The 19741-nt window shown below is 52.9% G+C and carries 14 protein-coding genes; 10 read left to right on the forward strand and 4 right to left on the reverse strand.

Going from position 1 to position 19741, the window contains the following annotated elements; all coding sequences use genetic code 11:
- The first annotated feature begins 157 nt into the window (after window positions 1-157).
- Window positions 158-1168 carry an alcohol dehydrogenase AdhP gene (adhP, locus tag J4728_RS14115; protein ID WP_000642447.1) on the forward strand — a complete coding sequence of 337 codons (1011 nt, stop codon included), beginning with the start codon at window positions 158-160 and terminating at the stop codon, window positions 1166-1168.
- Window positions 1169-1258: 90 nt separating this feature from the next.
- Here adhP and fdnI read toward each other — a convergent pair whose 3' ends face one another.
- Genes fdnI through fdnG form a run of 3 tightly spaced genes read right to left on the reverse strand, consistent with a single transcriptional unit; the run spans window position 1259 to window position 5853 of the window.
- On the reverse strand, window positions 1259-1915 hold the full coding sequence (fdnI, locus tag J4728_RS14120) for a formate dehydrogenase-N subunit gamma (protein ID WP_000045658.1): 657 nt from the start codon (window positions 1913-1915) through the stop codon (window positions 1259-1261).
- Window positions 1908-2792, reverse strand: coding sequence for a formate dehydrogenase subunit beta (gene fdxH / locus J4728_RS14125; RefSeq protein WP_000061599.1), 885 nt, complete (start codon window positions 2790-2792; stop codon window positions 1908-1910). Before fdxH ends, fdnI begins: the two co-directional genes overlap by 8 nt.
- Window positions 2793-2805: 13 nt before the next feature.
- Window positions 2806-5853: a formate dehydrogenase-N subunit alpha gene (gene fdnG, locus J4728_RS14130; RefSeq protein WP_001540039.1), complete on the reverse strand. Its 3048-nt coding sequence runs from the start codon at window positions 5851-5853 to the stop codon at window positions 2806-2808.
- Between the two features lie 277 nt (window positions 5854-6130).
- Between fdnG and yddG the strand changes: the two genes are divergently transcribed.
- The 3 genes from yddG to J4728_RS14145 all read left to right on the forward strand — a co-directional run bounded on the left by yddG (window position 6131) and on the right by J4728_RS14145 (window position 9149).
- Window positions 6131-7012 (forward strand): aromatic amino acid efflux DMT transporter YddG, encoded by an 882-nt coding sequence (yddG, locus tag J4728_RS14135; RefSeq protein ID WP_023194047.1) that lies wholly within the window; start codon window positions 6131-6133, stop codon window positions 7010-7012.
- 524 nt (window positions 7013-7536) lie between these two features.
- Complete coding sequence (gene ompD / locus J4728_RS14140; protein ID WP_000769037.1) at window positions 7537-8625, forward strand: porin OmpD; 1089 nt, start codon at window positions 7537-7539, stop codon at window positions 8623-8625.
- 143 nt (window positions 8626-8768) lie between these two features.
- The gene (locus J4728_RS14145; RefSeq protein ID WP_014343841.1) at window positions 8769-9149 is read left to right on the forward strand and encodes a GFA family protein; all 381 of its coding nucleotides are present in this window, start codon (window positions 8769-8771) and stop codon (window positions 9147-9149) included.
- Between the two features lie 24 nt (window positions 9150-9173).
- Here the strand turns inward: J4728_RS14145 and smvA are convergent, their stop codons facing one another.
- Window positions 9174-10661, reverse strand: a complete 1488-nt coding sequence (smvA, locus tag J4728_RS14150) for a methyl viologen efflux MFS transporter SmvA (protein WP_079840374.1) — start codon at window positions 10659-10661, stop codon at window positions 9174-9176.
- A gap of 117 nt (window positions 10662-10778) precedes the next feature.
- Here smvA and J4728_RS14155 point away from each other — a divergent pair, with 117 nt between their 5' ends.
- The 6 genes from J4728_RS14155 (at window position 10779) to narI (ending at window position 19705) form a co-directional block, all read left to right on the forward strand.
- Window positions 10779-11357 (forward strand): TetR family transcriptional regulator, encoded by a 579-nt coding sequence (locus J4728_RS14155; RefSeq protein ID WP_000121043.1) that lies wholly within the window; start codon window positions 10779-10781, stop codon window positions 11355-11357.
- 214 nt (window positions 11358-11571) lie between these two features.
- The gene (locus J4728_RS14160; protein ID WP_079840373.1) at window positions 11572-12960 is read left to right on the forward strand and encodes a NarK family nitrate/nitrite MFS transporter; all 1389 of its coding nucleotides are present in this window, start codon (window positions 11572-11574) and stop codon (window positions 12958-12960) included.
- Between the two features lie 91 nt (window positions 12961-13051).
- Complete coding sequence (locus tag J4728_RS14165) at window positions 13052-16792, forward strand: nitrate reductase subunit alpha (protein WP_208211927.1); 3741 nt, start codon at window positions 13052-13054, stop codon at window positions 16790-16792.
- Window positions 16789-18333, forward strand: a complete 1545-nt coding sequence (narH, locus tag J4728_RS14170; RefSeq protein ID WP_000702604.1) for a nitrate reductase subunit beta — start codon at window positions 16789-16791, stop codon at window positions 18331-18333. The genes J4728_RS14165 and narH overlap by 4 nt, the downstream gene beginning before the upstream one ends.
- The gene (gene narW, locus J4728_RS14175) at window positions 18333-19028 is read left to right on the forward strand and encodes a nitrate reductase molybdenum cofactor assembly chaperone (RefSeq protein WP_208211929.1); all 696 of its coding nucleotides are present in this window, start codon (window positions 18333-18335) and stop codon (window positions 19026-19028) included. Before narH ends, narW begins: the two co-directional genes overlap by 1 nt.
- The gene (gene narI, locus J4728_RS14180; protein ID WP_000617103.1) at window positions 19025-19705 is read left to right on the forward strand and encodes a respiratory nitrate reductase subunit gamma; all 681 of its coding nucleotides are present in this window, start codon (window positions 19025-19027) and stop codon (window positions 19703-19705) included. Before narW ends, narI begins: the two co-directional genes overlap by 4 nt.
- Window positions 19706-19741: the final 36 nt, after the last annotated feature.

Here is a 19741-nt window from a genome sequence, read left to right on the forward strand (position 1 = left end):
AACGGGGATTTATCAGGATAATCCTGGCTAAGCTATTACATTGTATTTCTGCCGCCTTGCATAACTCATCAGAAATATTAATCCTAAAGAGGTAATAGCGCCTTACCTGCTATTACTTACCTGCTATGCAGTTCACTATTAATAAAAGGAGAAGGTTATGAAAGCTGCTGTTGTCACACAAGATCATCAGGTTGATGTTACTGAGAAAACGCTGCGTCCCCTTCGCCACGGTGAAGCTTTGCTAAAAATGGAGTGCTGCGGCGTATGCCATACCGATCTACACGTGAAAAACGGCGATTTCGGTGACAAAACCGGCGTCATTCTGGGACACGAAGGCATTGGCGTCGTGGCGGAAGTCGGTCCCGGTGTCACCTCGCTGAAACCCGGCGATCGCGCGAGTGTCGCGTGGTTTTATGAAGGATGCGGACACTGTGAGTATTGCAATACGGGCAATGAAACCTTATGCCGCAACGTGAAAAATGCCGGTTACACGGTAGATGGCGGCATGGCCGAAGAGTGTATTGTCGTCGCGGATTATGCGGTGAAAGTACCGGAAGGTCTGGACTCTGCGGCGGCAAGTAGTATTACCTGCGCGGGCGTTACCACCTATAAAGCGGTGAAGATTTCTCATATTAAACCTGGCCAGTGGATTGCCATCTACGGTCTGGGCGGTCTGGGTAATCTGGCCTTGCAGTACGCGAAAAACGTTTTCAATGCGAAAGTGATCGCCATTGATGTCAATGATGGACAACTGAAACTGGCCGAGGAAATGGGCGCAGATCTGACCATTAATTCACGTACGGAAGATGCGGCTAAAATTGTGCAGGAAAAAACCGGTGGCGCGCACGCAGCGGTGGTTACCGCGGTCGCTAAGGCGGCGTTTAATTCCGCAGTAGATGCCGTTCGCGCCGGAGGCCGCGTGGTGGCAGTCGGGCTGCCGCCAGAAGCCATGAACCTTGATATCCCTCGCCTGGTGCTGGATGGCATTCAGGTTGTCGGTTCGTTGGTGGGGACACGCCAGGATCTGACCGAAGCCTTCCAGTTTGCGGCGGAAGGAAAAGTCGTGCCAAAAGTCGCTTTACGTCCGCTTGAAGATATCAACGTTATTTTTAAAGAGATGGAACAGGGACAAATTCGTGGCCGTATGGTCATCGATTTCCGCCGTTAAACGATTTGCTGTGGTCGTCTGAGTATACAGACAGCAGATGAAAACAAGGCGCTACGAGGATAGCGCCTTGTTTATCAGATCGCGAAAGAATTACTGAATACCTTTTTCGCTCTCTTTTTTTGCTTCTGCCTTCTCGATTTCACGATACCAGCGTGGATGATGTTTCTTCGCCCAGCGACGGCTGACCTTCCCTTCGATCATGCCTTTAATCGAGCCTTTCACCCAAAATGCCATATACATATGGATGAGGATCGCGTGCATTAAAATAATGCCCGCCGCCGCATGAATCAACAGGCTATAACGCACCACCTGCATGGGGAAATACTGCGCGAAATACGGACGCCAGATAATCACGCCAGTCACCAGCAGCACAAAAATCATGCTCATAATGGACCAGAACATCATCTTCTGTCCGGCATTGTATTTACCGACATCCGCCACCTTATGCTCATTGCCTTTCAATACTTCGACAATATTTTTCAGCCACGGAATATCTTTTTTATCCGGGATGTTGTGGTGGACGAAACGCACGAACATAAACATCAGCGCGATGAAAATGGCAATACCGAAGAACGGGTGCAAAATACGTCCCATCTGCGGCGTGCCGAAGGTTTGCGTCAGCCATTGTAGCGTCGGGAAGAAAAACGAAATCCCCGACAGCGCTACCAGGAAGAAGCAGATCACCACCGTCCAGTGACAGGCGCGGTCGACAAATTTCGTGCGCACAATCATTTTCGACTTACTCATGATGATCCTCCTCATCGTCGTCCGTTTCTTTATTCGGGCCAATACCGATGTAGTGGTAAATCAGACCGGCGAAAGTGGCGATAAAGCCCGCTGCGGCCAGCGGTTTTAGTGCCCCTTTCCACAGATTGATTGAGGTATCGATCTGCGGATCTTTCGGCAAGCCGTGGTACAACTCCGGCTGATTGGCATGGTGCAGCACATACATGACGTGCGTGCCGCCGACGCCCTGCGGGTTGTAGATACCGGCATGTTCAAAGCCGCGCGCTTTTAACTTCTCCACGCGTTGCTCACCCAGTTCCAGCATCTCTTTTTTGGTGCCGAAGTGAATCGCCCCGGTCGGACAAGTTTTGACGCAGGCCGGTTCCTGGCCCACGCTGACGCGATCGACGCAGAGCGTACATTTATAAACGCGGTTGTCCTCTTTGTTGAGGCGCGGAATATTAAACGGACACCCGGCGATACAGTAACCACAGCCGATACAGTGTTCAGATTGAAAATCAACAATCCCGTTCGCGTACTGGATGATAGCCCCGGCAGATGGACAGGCTTTAAGACAGCCTGGATCTTCACAGTGCATACAACCATCTTTACGAATCAGCCACTCCAGCTTGCCGTTCTGCTCGGTTTCGGTAAAGCGCATCACCGTCCAGGACTTGGCGCTGAGATCGGCAGGGTTATCGTACACCCCGACACAATGGCCAACGTTATCGCGAATATCGTTCCATTCAGAACAGGCTACCTGGCAGGCTTTACAGCCGACACAGGAGGAGACGTCGATCAGTTTCGCGACTTCGGCTTTGTAATCACGCGCCTGCGGAGGCGGCGTGATGGCGTTTGTTGCGGACCGTTTAATAATGTCCTGCGTTTCCATAGACATATGTTCGCCTCCCTTACGCCTTCTCGATGTTAACTAAAAACGCTTTGTATTCCGGCGTTTGCGAGTTGGCATCACCGACATTTGGCGTCAGAGTATTGGCGATATAGCCTTTGCGCGCGACACCCTCAAAGCCCCAGTGAATCGGGATCCCCACCGTTTCAACCTGCTGACCGTTGACATGCAGGGTGCGAAGACGACGAGTTACCACCGCGACCGCGCGAATAAACCCGCGTTTACTGCTCACCTTCACATAGTCGCCGTTAGCAATACCTTTCGCTGCCGCCAGCGTCTCACTGATCTCCACAAACTGTTCCGGCTGAGCGATAGCGTTAAGTAGCGCATGTTTGGTCCAGGTATGGAAATGCTCTGTGAGGCGGTAAGTCGTGCCCACGTACGGAAACTGCTCCTTCTTACCCATGCGCAGCGCATCTTCTTCATACAGACGCGCAGCCGGGTTCGAGACCACATTCGGGTGCAGCGGGTTAGTGCCCAGCGGCGTTTCCATCGGCTCGTAATGCTCAGGGAACGGTCCTTCCGCCATTTTATCAATAGCAAACAGACGTCCCAGCCCTTCCGGCTGCATGATAAATGGATTGGTCCCGCTCCCCGGCGCCGCGTTGTTAAAGTCCGGAATATCGTTCCCTGTCCACTTCGCGCCGTTCCACTGGATCAGCATCCGTTTTGGATCCCACGGTTTACCCTGCGGGTCCGCCGAAGCGCGGTTATACAATACGCGACGGTTTAGCGGCCACGCCCACGCCCAACCCAGTGTATTGCCAAGCCCTGACGGGTCGGCGTTATCACGTCTGGACATCTGGTTGCCCTGCTCCGTCCAGCTACCGGTATAAATCCAGCAGGAGGAGGATGTCGTACCGTCATCGCGCAGTAATGCAAAGCTGCTCAACAACTGGCCTTTCCTGGCAAGCAGTGTACCGTTGGCGTCATAGAGATCTTCCAGCGCATAGCCGTTGTTCTCTTTCGCCACTTCTTCCGAATGCGGTTCATCCGGCTGCTTGTAATTCCAGCTCATCTTCAATAGTGGTTCGGCGCCTTTACCGCCTTCTGCGCGATACATTTCACGCAGACGATGGTAAATACCGGCCAGAATCTCGCCGTCGTTACGCGCTTCGCCCGGCGCGTCCTGACCTTTCCAGTGCCACTGTAACCAGCGACCGGAGTTAGCGATAGAGCCATCCTCTTCCGCAAAACAGGTAGACGGCAGACGGAAGACTTCGGTCTGGATCGTTGTCGGATCGACATCATTAGATTCGCCGTGGTTCTGCCAGAACGTTGACGTTTCAGTCACCAGCGGATCGATAACGACCAGATACTTCAGTTTGCTTAAGCTTTGCACCACTTTGTTTTTGTCCGGGAAGGACGCCACCGGGTTAAAGCCCTGACAGAAATAGCCGGTGACTTTCCCGCTATCCATCATGTTGAAATATTTGATCACGTCATAGGACTGATCCCACTTAGGCAGCCAGGCAAAGCCCCAGTCATTCTCTTTCTGCGCTGCATCGCCATAGAAAGATTTCATCAGGCTGACGAAGAACTTAGGATAATTACCCCAGTAGTTGACCTGATCGGCCAGCGTCGCTTTGGGGGTATTCGCTGCCAGATAAGTTTGCAGATCGGCCTGTTTTTCCGATGGCAGCGTCAGGTAGCCCGGCAGGCTGGTGGAGAGCAGTCCTAAATCCGTTAAACCCTGAATATTAGAGTGGCCGCGCAAGGCGTTCACACCGCCGCCAGCCATCCCCATATTGCCGAGCAGCAACTGGATCATCGCCATAGTACGGATGTTCTGCGCCCCGACGGTATGTTGGGTCCAGCCCAGCGCATACAGGAAGGTGGTAGTGCGATCCGGCGCGCTGGTAGAGGCCAACACCTCACACACCTTCAGGAAGTCCGCTTTCGGCGTACCGCAGATGTTTTCCACGACGTCCGGCGTATAGCGCGAAACGTGCTGCTTCAGCAGATTCCACACACAGCGTGGGTGCGTCAACGTTTCATCACGTTTGGCATAGCCGTTTTCATCGAACTGGTAGTTCCAGGAGGATTTATCGTACTGACGCTTTTGGGCGTCATAGCCGCTGAAAAGACCGTCTTCGAACGTAAAGTCTTCCCGCACCAGCAGGCTGGCGTTGGTGTAATGCTTAACGTATTCAGCGTTGATTTTGTTATTTTCGATCAGGTACAGCAAAACGCCGGACAGAAAGGTAATGTCTGTACCGGAACGTATTGGCGCATAGATATCCGCCACCGACGCCGTACGCGTAAAGCGTGGATCAACGACAATCAGCGTCGCATCGTTATTATTTTTCGCTTCCATCGCCCAGCGGAAACCCACCGGATGCGCTTCTGCGGCATTGCCGCCCATCACCATCACGACGTTGGCGTTTTTAATATCCACCCAGTGGTTGGTCATCGCACCGCGACCAAATGTTGGAGCAAGACTTGCTACCGTTGGTCCGTGTCAGACGCGCGCCTGGTTATCTACCGCCAGCATACCGAGAGAACGCGCAAACTTCTGCGTCAGCATACCCGTTTCATTGCTGGCCGCCGAGGCGCACAGCATCCCGGTAGAGAGCCAGCGGTTAACCGTGACGCCCTGCTCATTCTTTTCAATAAAGTTGGCGTCGCGGTCGGCTTTCATTAATTTAGCAATACGAGTGAAAGCGTCATCCCAGCTAATGCGCTGCCACTTGTCGGAACCCGGCGCGCGGTATTCCGGATAGCGTAGGCGATCTTCACTGTGAACATAGTCCAGCAAACCGGCCCCTTTCGGGCACAGCGCGCCACGGCTTACCGGATGATCCGGGTCGCCTTCAATATGGTAAATCGCTTCTTTCGCGTTTTTTGCCCCATCTCCCAGGCTATACATTAATAGCCCGCAACCTACGGAACAGTATGTGCAGGAGTTACGGATCTCTTTTGCGCGCAACAGCTTATAGTTTCGCGCCTGAGCCAGGGCCATTTTAGGGGTAAAACCCAGTGCGGCCACCGTTGTTCCCGCCATACCGCCCGCGCAGATTTTAAAAAATTGTCTGCGGCTGACGTCCATTGCTTTCCTCTTTTTTCCACGGATGCACGCCTCCTTCGAACTGCAGCAAAACCCCAGCCCAGGATGCGTGTATAACTTCGCGAGGAAACTAACAGCAAAATCGATAACTTTTTTGCGTCAAATCAATATTGAAACGGTTCCGCTATTAAATAGCCCTATTTTTAAACTGCAATAACTCCAGGGAGGTACTAAAAAATGACACTGCATGGCATCGCCCTCGGAAAAAGTGCTATAAGTGGCAGTTTATTTTGCGCGGTATTCAGGACAGTCACAAAGCATGACATCACAAAAAGCAACGCTAATAGGGCTTGTTGCCATCGTTCTGTGGAGCACGATGGTTGGGTTAATTCGCGGCGTCAGCGAAGGTCTTGGACCGGTAGGCGGCGCAGCCATGATCTATTCATTAAGCGGCCTGCTGCTGATTTTTACCGTCGGATTACCTGATATCCGCCGTTTCCCGGGGCGATACCTCATCGCAGGCAGCGTACTGTTTGTCAGTTATGAAATATGCCTGGCGCTTTCTCTCGGTTATGCCGCCACTCGCCATCAGGCTATCGAAGTCGGCATGGTTAACTATTTATGGCCCAGCCTGACCATTCTGTTTGCCATTCTTTTTAATGGGCAAAAAACTAACTGGCTTATTGTTCCTGGATTGCTTATTGCACTTACTGGCGTTTGCTGGGTTCTGGGGGGCGAGAATGGTCTTAATCCAGGAGAAATTATCAGCAATGTCGCCACCAGTCCGCTAAGTTATTTACTGGCATTTCTTGGGGCGTTTATATGGGCGACGTACTGCACCGTCACAAATAAATATGCGCGTGGTTTTAACGGTATCACCGTCTTTGTGTTACTCACCGCCCTGGCGCTGTGGTTACACTATTTTCTTACGCCGCAACCTGCCATGATATTTAGCCTACCGGTGATTGCTAAACTTTTTACCGCGGCATTAACGTTAGGGTTTGCCTACGCCGCATGGAATGTGGGCATACTTCATGGCAATGTGACTATCATGGCCGTAGGGTCTTATTTTACCCCCGTCATGTCCTCTGCTCTGGCCGCGCTGTTACTCAGCTCACCACTGTCATTCTCCTTCTGGCAAGGCGCAGTCATGGTTTGCGTAGGTTCACTACTTTGTTGGCTGGCAACGCGGCGGCGCTAATAGCGACGGGCGGGCCGATGTTGATATTAAATCGACCCGCTGCACCTTGACACTCTTCATAACACAACTACGCTTTTATCTATCGCCTGTGTGTATTTGACGATTTTCCATTTTCACGTGCTCCTCCAGCGCCATACCAGGATTGCGCTGGTAAAAATGAATTTTATAAAATCGTTAAATATGTTAATATAATGATATAATTATATTAACAAATATATAATTAACGTTAGCTCGCAACTGTTATTAGTGCATATAATAATCAGTCGTTACTACCAAAAATAAAACCATAAACAGCCCAATAGTTCCCTCCGAAAATATATCTTATTAGACAGTCCCTATTTGAATTAATACTCTCAAATGTATTAAGGAGATCTCGATCACACAAATTAAAATAATTTGTAATCTTATGAAACTTATTATTGAACTTATGCCACTCCGTCATTTAAAAATAGTCTGCCATTGACAAACGCCTCGTTTAACAATGGTTGAGGAAACACGCTAAGAAAATTATAAGGATTATTAAAATGAAACTTAAGTTAGTGGCAGTGGCAGTGACTTCCCTGTTGGCAGCAGGCGTTGTAAATGCAGCCGAGGTATATAACAAAGACGGCAATAAACTGGATCTGTACGGTAAAGTTCACGCTCAGCATTATTTCTCTGATGATAACGGAAGTGATGGTGACAAAACTTACGCGCGTCTGGGCTTTAAAGGCGAAACGCAGATCAACGATCAGTTAACCGGTTTTGGCCAGTGGGAATATGAATTCAAAGGCAACCGTACTGAAAGCCAGGGCGCTGACAAAGACAAAACCCGTCTGGCGTTTGCTGGTCTGAAATTCGCTGACTACGGTTCTTTCGACTACGGTCGTAACTACGGCGTTGCTTACGACATCGGCGCATGGACCGACGTTCTGCCAGAGTTTGGTGGCGATACCTGGACTCAGACTGACGTCTTCATGACTGGCCGTACTACTGGTGTTGCCACCTACCGTAACACTGACTTCTTTGGCCTGGTTGAAGGTCTGAACTTTGCCGCGCAGTACCAGGGCAAAAACGACCGTGACGGCGCGTACGAGTCTAACGGCGACGGTTTCGGTCTGTCCGCAACGTATGAGTACGAAGGTTTTGGCGTAGGTGCGGCCTATGCGAAGTCTGACCGTACTAACAACCAGGTGAAAGCAGCGAGCAACCTGAATGCTGCGGGTAAAAACGCTGAAGTCTGGGCTGCTGGTCTGAAATATGATGCGAACAACATCTACCTGGCGACCACCTACTCCGAAACGCTGAACATGACCACCTTTGGTGAAGATTCAGCGGGTGATGCGTTTATCGCGAATAAAACCCAGAACTTTGAAGCAGTTGCTCAGTATCAGTTCGACTTCGGTCTGCGTCCGTCCATCGCTTACCTGAAATCCAAAGGTAAAAACCTGGGTACTTACGGCGACCAGGATCTGGTTGAGTACATCGATGTCGGTGCTACCTACTACTTCAACAAAAACATGTCCACCTTCGTTGATTACAAAATCAACCTGCTGGACGACAGCGACTTCACCAAAGCGGCTAAAGTGTCTACCGACAACATCGTTGCTGTTGGTCTGAACTACCAGTTCTAATTTTGTTGTAGTCTGAATACAAAGCCAGTCCTTTCAGGGCTGGCTTTTTCTCTTGATGTAGACTCGGTCATAAGGAGTATGCCGTGCAGACGTTCACTGGTCGTTGTCTTTGCGGACAAAGCCATTTTACCGTTGACGTCGAAATGCTGGATGTCTATGCCTGCCATTGTACGCTGTGTCAAAAATGGTCGGGTGGAATAGCCATGTATCTGGAAGCCTGCGGGCAACCACAGCTAGCCCCCCTTTCCCCGGAACCGCCATACTTTTCATCCTCTTCGCGCGGCGAACGCTACTTCTGTTCCGGCTGCGGGTGTCCGCTGTGGTTTCGGCTTACCGATACCGATCGTTATTTTATTCCCTGGACCTTACTGGAACTGAACGAAGTTGATCGCCGTCGGCTGATTCTGGCTGCGGAAATTTATACCGAAACCCAGCCTGCCTTCTGGCGACTGACGGGGCAATACGCACGCCTCAGCGGTAAAGAGGTTGAGGAAATGGACTCCCCCTGCCAGCTAGCGCATTAAGCGCTTATCTCATCAGGCGTTATGTTATCGGCGTTGGGCTTTTGCCAGGCTGAACCACATCCCTACCGCCAGCAAAAGAAGCATACTCCCGGCGCTGCTTAACGCCACGCTATGCGACCAGATAAAGGCGTGTCTGGCGGCGTCCAGTATTGCCTGCCCCTGCGTGGGCGGCAGGCTATTCGCCAACTGCACGGCTTCTCCCATTGAAGATGACGCTCTGGCAATCTCTTGCGCCTCAAGCCCGGCAGGCAGACGGATAGACGCGGAGAAGCTACGGCTTAACAACAGGCCGAAAATGGCGATGCCCAGTCCCGCGCCCAGTTCATAAGCCATCGTTTCTATCGCGCCGGCCGCCGCCGCTTTTTCTGCCGGCGCAGCGGCCATAATTGCCGACGTGGAAGCCAGCAATGCGCTGGCGGCGCTAAATCCCAGCAGCGCCATCAGCCCCCAGGCCTGCCATTGTTGGGTGCTGAAATCCGTCATCGCCAGGCCATAAAAACTCAGCGCGCTTAACGCCATGCCGCCCGTCGCGACCAGCCGTAACCCCAGACGCGAGACCAGCGCGCCCGCAATCGGCCCGCTGAATCCACTGGCGACCATCACCGGCAGCATAAATACCCCGGCCTCATAAGGCGATAGCCCGTGAACAAACTGTAGCTCTTGCGCCATCAGCAGCTCAAAACCCACCAGAGTGATCATCGCGGTCATCGCCATCACGACGCCGCTCAGGATAATGCGATGGGTAAATAGTCGCATATCAATCATCGGACGCGATGTCGCAAGCTGTGTGCGGATAAAGAGTCCCAGGAGCAGCGTGCCGGTAAGCAGGGTAAGCGAGATGGCCCACAGCGACAAATTCCCTTTCAGCGCGGTTTTAGCGCTATAGACCAACAGCAAAATGGCAATAATCAGCATCACCGCATGGCCAAGATTGAGCGGTTGATCGCGACGGCCCGCCTGGCGAGGAACATAGCGGGCGGTTAAGCCCATGACGACCAGCACAATCGGCACGTTGATCAGGAAAACCGATCCCCAGTAAAAATGCTCTAATAATATGCCGCCGATGAGCGGCCCAAACGCCGCTCCGCCCGAACCTACCGCTGCCCAGACGCCCAGCGCCATGTTGCGATGCTTCTCTTCACAAAAGGTAGCGCGTATTCCGGCCAGCGTCGCCGGTACAATCATCGCCGCGCCAATAGCCAGTAATACCCTGGTGGCGATAAGCCAACTGGCGGTATGCGAAAACGCCGCCGCCAGTGATGCCAGGCCAAAGAGCGTCCCGCCCAGCATCAGCAGGCGTTTAAAACCGATACGATCGCCAAGCGCGCCCATCGGCAACACCATGCCAGCCATGACCAAAGAATAAATATCAATGATCCACAGCAGCTCGTTGCCGCTGGCCCCCAGTCTCATACTCAGTGTCGGGGCGGCGACATGCAAGACCGTGGCATCAATGGCGACAGGAATATAGACCAGCACAATAATGACTAACGTTAACCACTGACGAAACATAACTCTCCCTTCAAAAACTCAAATTTGGACGCTTGTCCAGTTTCAGGATCCTACGGTAAGTTGAACGAATGTCCAGCTTTTTGTTACACTGCGCGCATTGGCTAATGTGGGGAAAATATGAGTTACCTTAACCGGGATGAACGCCGCGAAGTGATCCTGCAAGCGGCGATGCGCGTGGCGCTGGCAGAGGGATTTGCCGCCATGACGGTGCGACGAATCGCATCAGAAGCCGATGTCGCCGCCGGCCAGGTGCATCACCACTTCAGCTCGGCGGGCGAGCTCAAAGCGCTGGCCTTTGTCCATTTGATCCGCACCCTGCTTGATGCCGGGCAAGTTCCGCCGCCCGCCACCTGGCGTGCACGGCTTCACGCTATGTTGGGTAGCGAAGACGGCGGCTTTGAGCCTTACATAAAATTGTGGCGAGAGGCGCAAATTCTGGCCGATCGGGATCCGCACATCAGAGATGCTTATCTCCTCACGATGCAGATGTGGCATGAGGAAACGGTCACAATTATCGAGCAGGGCAAACAGGCAGGAGAATTTACGTTTACTGCTAACGCCACGGATATCGCCTGGCGGCTTATCGCACTGGTGTGCGGGCTGGACGGTATGTATGTACTGGGGATTCCGGAAATGGCCGATCCCGCGTTTAAATTCCATCTGGATCGTATGATTACGCTTGAACTCTTTGCGTAAAGTTACAAATAATTTAATAAAAATCGCTTTTAATTTACAAATAGTAACAATTAAGAAACGTCATATCTCCTCATCGCGCCGCGCTGGCCTGGTTTTTTATCTATTCTTTCACTCAATATTCTAAAAAAACTTCAATAAGTTCTCAAAAGAGCGCGTGACGCTCTGTCTCTTTTTTGTGTTTTTCTTCAAATGATATGCGCATGTGAGGGGTAAAATGACACGACAAAACGAGAATTATAACCGTTATCTCTTGAGTGACTGGCGACCCGAAAATCCAGCCTTCTGGGAGAATAAAGGGAAAGGCATCGCCAGAAGAAACTTATGGATTTCAGTAAGTTGTTTGCTCCTGGCATTTTGCGTCTGGATGTTGTTTAGCGCTGTTGCCGTCAACCTCAATAAAATTGGATTTAATTTTACCACCGACCAACTCTTTTTATTAACCGCATTACCTTCTCTTTCCGGCGCAATATTACGCGTTCCCTACTCCTTTATGGTACCACTGTTTGGTGGTCGTAAATGGACCGTATTAAGTACCGTAATATTGATTATTCCCTGCTCCTGGCTGGGATTCGCCGTGCAAAATCCTGCCACCCCTTTCGGGGTATTTATGCTCATCGCTCTGTTGTGCGGTTTTGCGGGGGCAAACTTCGCGTCCAGTATGGGCAACATCAGTTTTTTCTTTCCAAAAGCCAGACAAGGTAGCGCGTTGGGTATTAACGGCGGACTGGGAAATCTTGGCGTCAGTGTGATGCAGTTGCTTGCGCCGCTGGTTATTTTTCTGCCGATATTTGCTTTTTTAGGCGTCCGGGGCGTGCCACAACCTGATGGCTCCCTGCTCGCCCTCACTAACGCCGCCTGGATCTGGGTGCCGTTACTGGCTGTCGCGACGCTTGCCGCCTGGTTTGGTATGAACGATATCGGCAGTTCAAAAGCGTCTGTCGCCTCGCAATTGCCGGTGCTAAAACGTCTGCACCTGTGGCTGCTTAGCCTGCTGTACCTGGCGACATTCGGGTCATTCATCGGCTTTTCCGCAGGTTTCGCCATGCTCGCCAAAACGCAATTTCCCGACGTAAACATTCTGCAACTGGCGTTCTTTGGCCCCTTTATCGGCGCGCTGGCGCGATCGGCAGGCGGCGTGATCTCCGATAAATTCGGCGGCGTTCGCGTCACGCTCATTAATTTTATCTTTATGGCGCTGTTTACCGCCCTGCTATTCCTCACGCTGCCAGGCTCCGGCGCAGGCAGCTTTAGCGCGTTCTATCTTGTTTTTATGGGCCTGTTTTTGACAGCGGGTCTCGGCAGCGGTTCTACCTTTCAGATGATTGCGGTGATCTTCCGTCAGATCACGCTCTACAACGTCAAACTGCGCGGCGGGAGCGATGAGCAGGCGCAGCGCGAAGCGGTGACGGATACCGCCGCCGCGCTCGGTTTTATCTCCGCTATTGGCGCTGTGGGCGGCTTCTTTATTCCAAAAGCGTTTGGCACCTCTTTGGCCTTGACCGGCTCGCCGGTGGGCGCCATGAAAATCTTTTTGCTGTTTTACATCGCTTGCGTCCTGCTGACCTGGCTGGTCTACGGGCGTCGTAAGCCTAAACAACAATAACAACATACGCACCTGTAGGACGGCCATCCGGCAATGGTTTAACGCCAAATCGACAGGATGGCGGAAAATTTATCGAAGCAGGAGAAATGTCATGAGTAAACTGTTGGATCGCTTTCGTTACTTTAAACAAAAAGGCGATACCTTTGCCGACGGCCATGGTCAGGTGATGCATACCAACCGCGACTGGGAAGACAGTTATCGCCAGCGCTGGCAGTTTGATAAGATCGTGCGCTCAACCCACGGCGTCAACTGCACGGGCTCCTGTAGCTGGAAAATTTATGTCAAAAACGGTCTGGTGACGTGGGAAACCCAGCAAACCGACTACCCGCGCACGCGTCCTGATTTACCGAACCATGAACCGCGCGGCTGCCCGCGCGGCGCCAGCTACTCCTGGTATCTCTATAGCGCCAACCGTCTGAAATACCCTCTGGTGCGTAAGCGGCTGATAGAACTGTGGCGCGAGGCCCTTTCCCGGCACAGCGATCCGGTACTGGCATGGGAATCTATAATGAACGACCCGCAAAAATGCCAAAGTTACAAACAGGTGCGCGGACATGGCGGCTTTATTCGTTCGAACTGGAAAGAGCTGAATCAGCTCATTGCCGCCGCTAACGTCTGGACAATCAAAACCTATGGTCCGGATCGTGTGGCGGGGTTTTCACCTATTCCGGCGATGTCGATGGTTTCTTACGCCGCCGGAACACGTTATCTGTCACTGCTTGGCGGTACTTGTCTGAGCTTCTATGACTGGTATTGCGATCTTCCACCCGCGTCGCCAATGACCTGGGGCGAGCAGACTGATGTGCCGGAGTCTGCCGACTGGTATAACTCAGCCTACATTATTGCCTGGGGCTCTAACGTGCCGCAGACGCGTACCCCGGACGCCCACTTCTTTACTGAAGTGCGCTACAAAGGCACTAAGACGATCGCCATCACCCCGGACTATTCCGAAGTCGCTAAACTGTGCGATCAGTGGCTGGCGCCAAAGCAAGGTACCGACAGCGCGCTGGCGATGGCCATGGGTCACGTTATTTTAAAAGAGTTTCATCTCGATAATCCCAGCGACTATTTTCTTAACTATTGCCGCCGTTATACCGACATGCCAATGCTGGTCCTGTTGGATGAGCGCGCAGACGGCAGTTATGTGCCGGGGCGTATGATGCGCGCATCGGATCTGGTGGATGGACTGGGAGAAGCCAATAATCCGGAATGGAAAACCGTCGCGCTCAACAGTACGGGCGAACTGGTCGCGCCCAACGGTTCTATCGGTTTTCGCTGGGGCGAAAAGGGAAAATGGAACCTTGAACCGGTGGCGGCGGGCGTCGAAACTGAACTGTCGCTCTCTTTACTCGGTCAGCATGATGACGTGGCGGGTGTCGCCTTCCCCTATTTTGGCGGTAACGAAAACCCACATTTTCGCAGCGTGCGGCAGGAACCTGTGCTGGTACGTCAGTTACCGGTGAAACGCCTGGCTCTGGCGGACGGTAGCGAGCGGATGGTCGTCAGCGTTTACGATCTGGTGCTGGCGAATTATGGGCTGGATCGTGGTCTGGATGACGGCCATAGCGCCAATAATTATAACGACGTAAAAGCCTACACGCCGGCCTGGAGCGAACAGATTACCGGCGTGCCGCGTCGACATATCGAAACTATTGCGCGTGAATTTGCCGAGACCGCCCATAAAACTCACGGTCGCTCAATGATCATCCTCGGCGCGGGAGTGAATCACTGGTATCACATGGATATGAATTACCGTGGGATGATTAACATGCTGGTGTTCTGCGGCTGTGTTGGACAAACCGGCGGCGGCTGGGCGCACTATGTCGGCCAGGAAAAGCTGCGGCCGCAAACCGGCTGGCTGCCGCTGGCCTTCGCGCTGGACTGGAATCGCCCGCCGCGTCAGATGAACAGTACCTCGTTTTTCTACAACCATGCCAGCCAGTGGCGCTATGAAAAACTGACTGCGCAAGAGTTGCTGTCGCCGCTGGCCGATCCGGCTAAATTTTCCGGACACCTGATCGATTTCAACGTGCGCGCGGAACGTATGGGCTGGCTACCCTCGGCGCCGCAGCTTAATCTTAACCCGCTCAGCGTGAAAGCGAGCGCCGATAAAGCCGGGCTGTCTGCGGCGGATTATACCGTGCAGGCGTTGAAATCAGGCGCTATCCGTTTTTCCTGCGAACAGCCTGACAGTGGTCATAATCACCCGCGAAATTTATTTGTCTGGCGCTCTAACCTGCTCGGCTCCTCCGGGAAAGGTCATGAGTACATGCTCAAATATCTGCTGGGCACCGACAGCGGTATCCAGGGCGAAGCGCTGGGTTCCAGCGAAGGAATTAAGCCTGAAGAGGTGGAATGGCAGTCCGCCGCGATTGAGGGCAAGATCGATCTGTTGGTCACGCTTGATTTCCGTATGTCCAGTACCTGTCTGTTTTCCGATATCGTTTTGCCGACCGCCACCTGGTATGAAAAAGACGATATGAATACCTCGGATATGCATCCGTTTATCCACCCCCTTTCCGCCGCGGTCGATCCTGCCTGGGAATCCAAAAGCGACTGGGAAATCTACAAAGGTATCGCCAGCGTCTTTTCTGAAGTGTGTGTCGGACATCTCGGACAGGAAACCGATGTGGTGTTACACCCGCTCCAGCATGATTCCCCGGCGGAACTGGCGCAGCCATTTAATATTCTCGACTGGCGTAAAGGCGAGTGCGAACTTATTCCGGGCAAAACCGCCCCCAATATCGTCGTGGTTGAACGCGATTATCCGGCCACCTATGAACGTTTTACCTCGCTGGGTCCCCTGCTGGATAAATTAGGCAACGGCGGTAAGGGTATTGCCTGGAATACGCAAGATGAAGTCGATTTCCTCGGTAAGCTCAATTACACCAAACACGATGGCCCGGCGAAAGGACGTCCGCGGATCGACACCGCGCTGGATGCTTCGGAAGTGATTCTTGCCTTAGCGCCGGAAACTAACGGCCAGGTGGCGGTGAAAGCCTGGCAGGCGTTGGGCGAGATGACCGGGCGCGAGCACACCCATCTGGCCATCAATAAAGAAGATGAGAAAATTCGCTTTCGTGATATCCAGGCGCAACCGCGCAAAATTATCTCCAGCCCGACCTGGTCAGGACTGGAAAGCGAACATGTCTCTTATAACGCCGGCTATACCAACGTACATGAACTGATCCCGTGGCGCACGTTGTCGGGGCGGCAACAACTCTATCAGGATCATGCGTGGATGCGCGCTTTTGGCGAAAGCCTGGTGGCATATCGTCCGCCGATTGATACCCGCAGCGTCAGCGAAATGCGAGAAATTCCGCCCAACGGTTTCCCGGAAAAAGCGCTTAACTTCCTGACGCCGCACCAGAAATGGGGAATTCACTCCACCTACAGCGAAAACCTGCTGATGCTGACCTTGTCGCGCGGCGGGCCGATTGTCTGGATCAGCGAAGCCGATGCCCGTGAATTGGGTATTGAAGATAACGACTGGATTGAAGCCTTCAACGCTAATGGCGCCCTTACCGCTCGTGCGGTGGTCAGCCAGCGCGTTCCGCCGGGTATGACCATGATGTACCACGCCCAGGAGCGAATTATGAATATTCCGGGCTCGGAAGTGACCGGGATGCGCGGCGGGATCCATAACTCCGTGACCAGGGTCTGTCCAAAACCGACGCATATGATCGGCGGCTATGCGCAACTGGCTTACGGCTTCAACTATTACGGAACCGTGGGTTCGAATCGCGATGAATTCATCATGATCAGGAAGATGAAAAACATTAACTGGCTGGATGATGAGGGCCGGGATCAGGTACAGGAGGCGAAAAAATGAAAATACGCTCACAGGTTGGGATGGTACTGAATCTCGATAAATGTATTGGCTGTCACACCTGCTCCGTCACCTGTAAAAACGTCTGGACCGGACGTGAAGGGATGGAATACGCATGGTTCAATAACGTCGAAACAAAACCGGGTATCGGCTATCCCAAAAACTGGGAAGACCAGCAGGAGTGGCAAGGCGGTTGGGTTCGTGATGTTAATGGCAAGATAAGGCCCCGTCTGGGCGGCAAAATGGGGGTAATTAGCAAAATTTTCGCCAACCCGGTGATTCCGCAAATCGATGATTACTATGAACCCTTTACCTTCGATTATCAGCATTTACATACTGCGCCGGAGAGTAAGCATCAGCCCACTGCCCGTCCTCGTTCACTGATTGACGGAAAACGGATGGACAAGGTGATCTGGGGGCCAAACTGGGAAGAGCTGCTCGGCGGCGAGTTTGAAAAACGCGCCCGCGACCGTAACTTCGACAACATACAAAAGGAGATGTACGGTCAGTTCGAAAACACCTTCATGATGTACCTGCCGCGCCTGTGCGAACACTGCCTGAACCCCAGTTGTGTCGCCACCTGCCCAAGTGGCGCTATTTATAAGCGTGAAGAAGACGGCATCGTGCTAATCGACCAGGATAAATGCCGGGGCTGGCGTTTGTGTATCAGCGGCTGCCCGTACAAAAAAATTTACTTTAACTGGAAGAGCGGCAAGTCTGAGAAATGCATATTTTGCTATCCGCGTATTGAATCCGGCCAGCCGACCGTTTGCTCGGAAACCTGCGTCGGGCGCATCCGTTATCTTGGCGTTCTGCTCTACGACGCCGACAGGATTGAAGAAGCGGCCAGTACCGAACACGAGACGGATTTGTATGAACGTCAGTGTGATGTGTTTCTCAATCCGCACGATCCGGCGGTCATCGAAGAGGCGCTTAAACAGGGCATCCCGCAAAACGTCATCGACGCTGCCCAACGGTCGCCGGTGTACAAAATGGCGATGGACTGGAAGCTGGCGCTTCCGCTGCACCCGGAATACCGTACCCTGCCGATGGTCTGGTACGTACCGCCGCTGTCGCCCATCCAGTCATACGCCGACGCGGGCGGGTTGCCGCACAATGGCAATATTCTGCCGGCGGTGGAGACGCTGCGTATTCCGGTCCAGTACCTGGCCAATATGCTCAGCGCGGGCGATACCGGTCCGGTCATTCGGGCGCTAAAGCGGATGATGGCGATGCGCCACTACATGCGCTCGCAGACGGTTGAAGGCGTGACGGATACCCGTGCCATTGAGGAAGTCGGTCTGAGCGTACAACAGGTTGAAGAGATGTATCGCTACCTGGCGATTGCCAATTATGAAGATCGTTTTGTCATTCCCACCAGCCATCGGGAAATGGCGCGCGACGCCTTTCCGGAGCGCAACGGCTGCGGCTTTACTTTTGGCGACGGTTGTCACGGCTCGGATACCAAATTCAACCTGTTCAACAGTAGCCGTATTGATGCCATCAATATCACCGAAGTACGTGATAAAGCGGAGGGGGAATAATGCAAATCCTCAAAGCGATTGGCCTGTTGATGGAGTATCCGGACGACGAGTTGTGGGAATGTCGGGATGAAGCGCTTGCCCTTATCCAACACGATGCGCCAATGCTGGCCGACTTCACTCGCGAGCTGCTTTATGCGCCGTTACTGGATAAACAAGCAGAATGGTGTGAAGTGTTTGACCGCGGGCGCGCCACTTCATTGCTGTTATTCGAGCATGTTCATGCGGAGTCCCGCGATCGCGGCCAGGCGATGGTCGATTTGTTAAGCCAGTATGAAACCGTGGGCCTGCAGCTCAACTGCCGCGAACTGCCGGATCACCTGCCGTTCTATCTGGAGTACTTAAGCGTGTTGCCGGAAGCGGAAGCGCGCGAGGGATTACAGAATATTGCCCCTATTCTGGCGCTACTGGGCGGTCGTCTGAAACAGCGAGGAGCGCCGTGGTATCAACTGTTTGACGCCCTGCTGACGCTGGCGGGCAGTACGCTTACAAGTGACAGTGTCACCAAACAGATTGTTCAGGAATCGCGGGATGATACCCGTCAGGCACTGGATGCCGTCTGGGAAGAAGAACAGGTGAAGTTTATCGAAGATAACGCCACGACCTGTGACAGTTCACCGTTACACCATTATCAACGACGCTTTAGCCAGGACGCGGCGCCGCAGTACGTCGACGTCAGCGCGGGAGGCCCGAAATGATACAGTACCTGAACGTCTTTTTTTACGATATCTACCCCTATATTTGCGCCACGGTCTTCTTCCTCGGCAGTTGGCTGCGCTATGACTACGGACAATATACCTGGCGCGCGTCGTCCAGCCAGATGTTGGATAAGCGTGGGATGGTGATATGGTCGAATCTGTTCCATATTGGCATTCTGGGGATCTTTTTTGGCCATCTGTTTGGAATGCTGACGCCACACTGGATGTATGCCTGGTTCCTGCCGATTGCGGTAAAACAGCAGATGGCGATGATCCTCGGCGGCGTGTGCGGCGTATTAACGTTGATCGGCGGCGCGGGATTACTGTGGCGTCGTCTGACCAATCAGCGTGTGCGGGCGACATCCACTACACCTGATATTATCATCATGAGCATTTTGCTGATTCAGTGCCTGCTTGGCCTGAGCACCATTCCGTTTTCGGCGCAATATCCGGATGGCAGCGAAATGATGAAGTTGGTGGGCTGGGCGCAAAGTATTGTCACCTTCCGCGGCGGGTCTTCGGAAATGCTGAACGGTGTGGCGTTTGTTTTCCGCGTTCATCTGGTGCTGGGAATGACTATTTTCCTGCTCTTCCCGTTCACCCGCCTGGTTCATGTCTGGAGCGCGCCGTTTGAGTATTTCACCCGTCGCTACCAGATTGTTCGTACCCGCCGCTAATTCTCTTTGCCCGGGGGTACGCTTACCGGGCAAAGA

This window comes from Salmonella sp. 32070601201500089SM (assembly GCF_017573605.1).
In the GTDB taxonomy this organism is placed as follows: domain Bacteria; phylum Pseudomonadota; class Gammaproteobacteria; order Enterobacterales; family Enterobacteriaceae; genus Salmonella; species Salmonella enterica.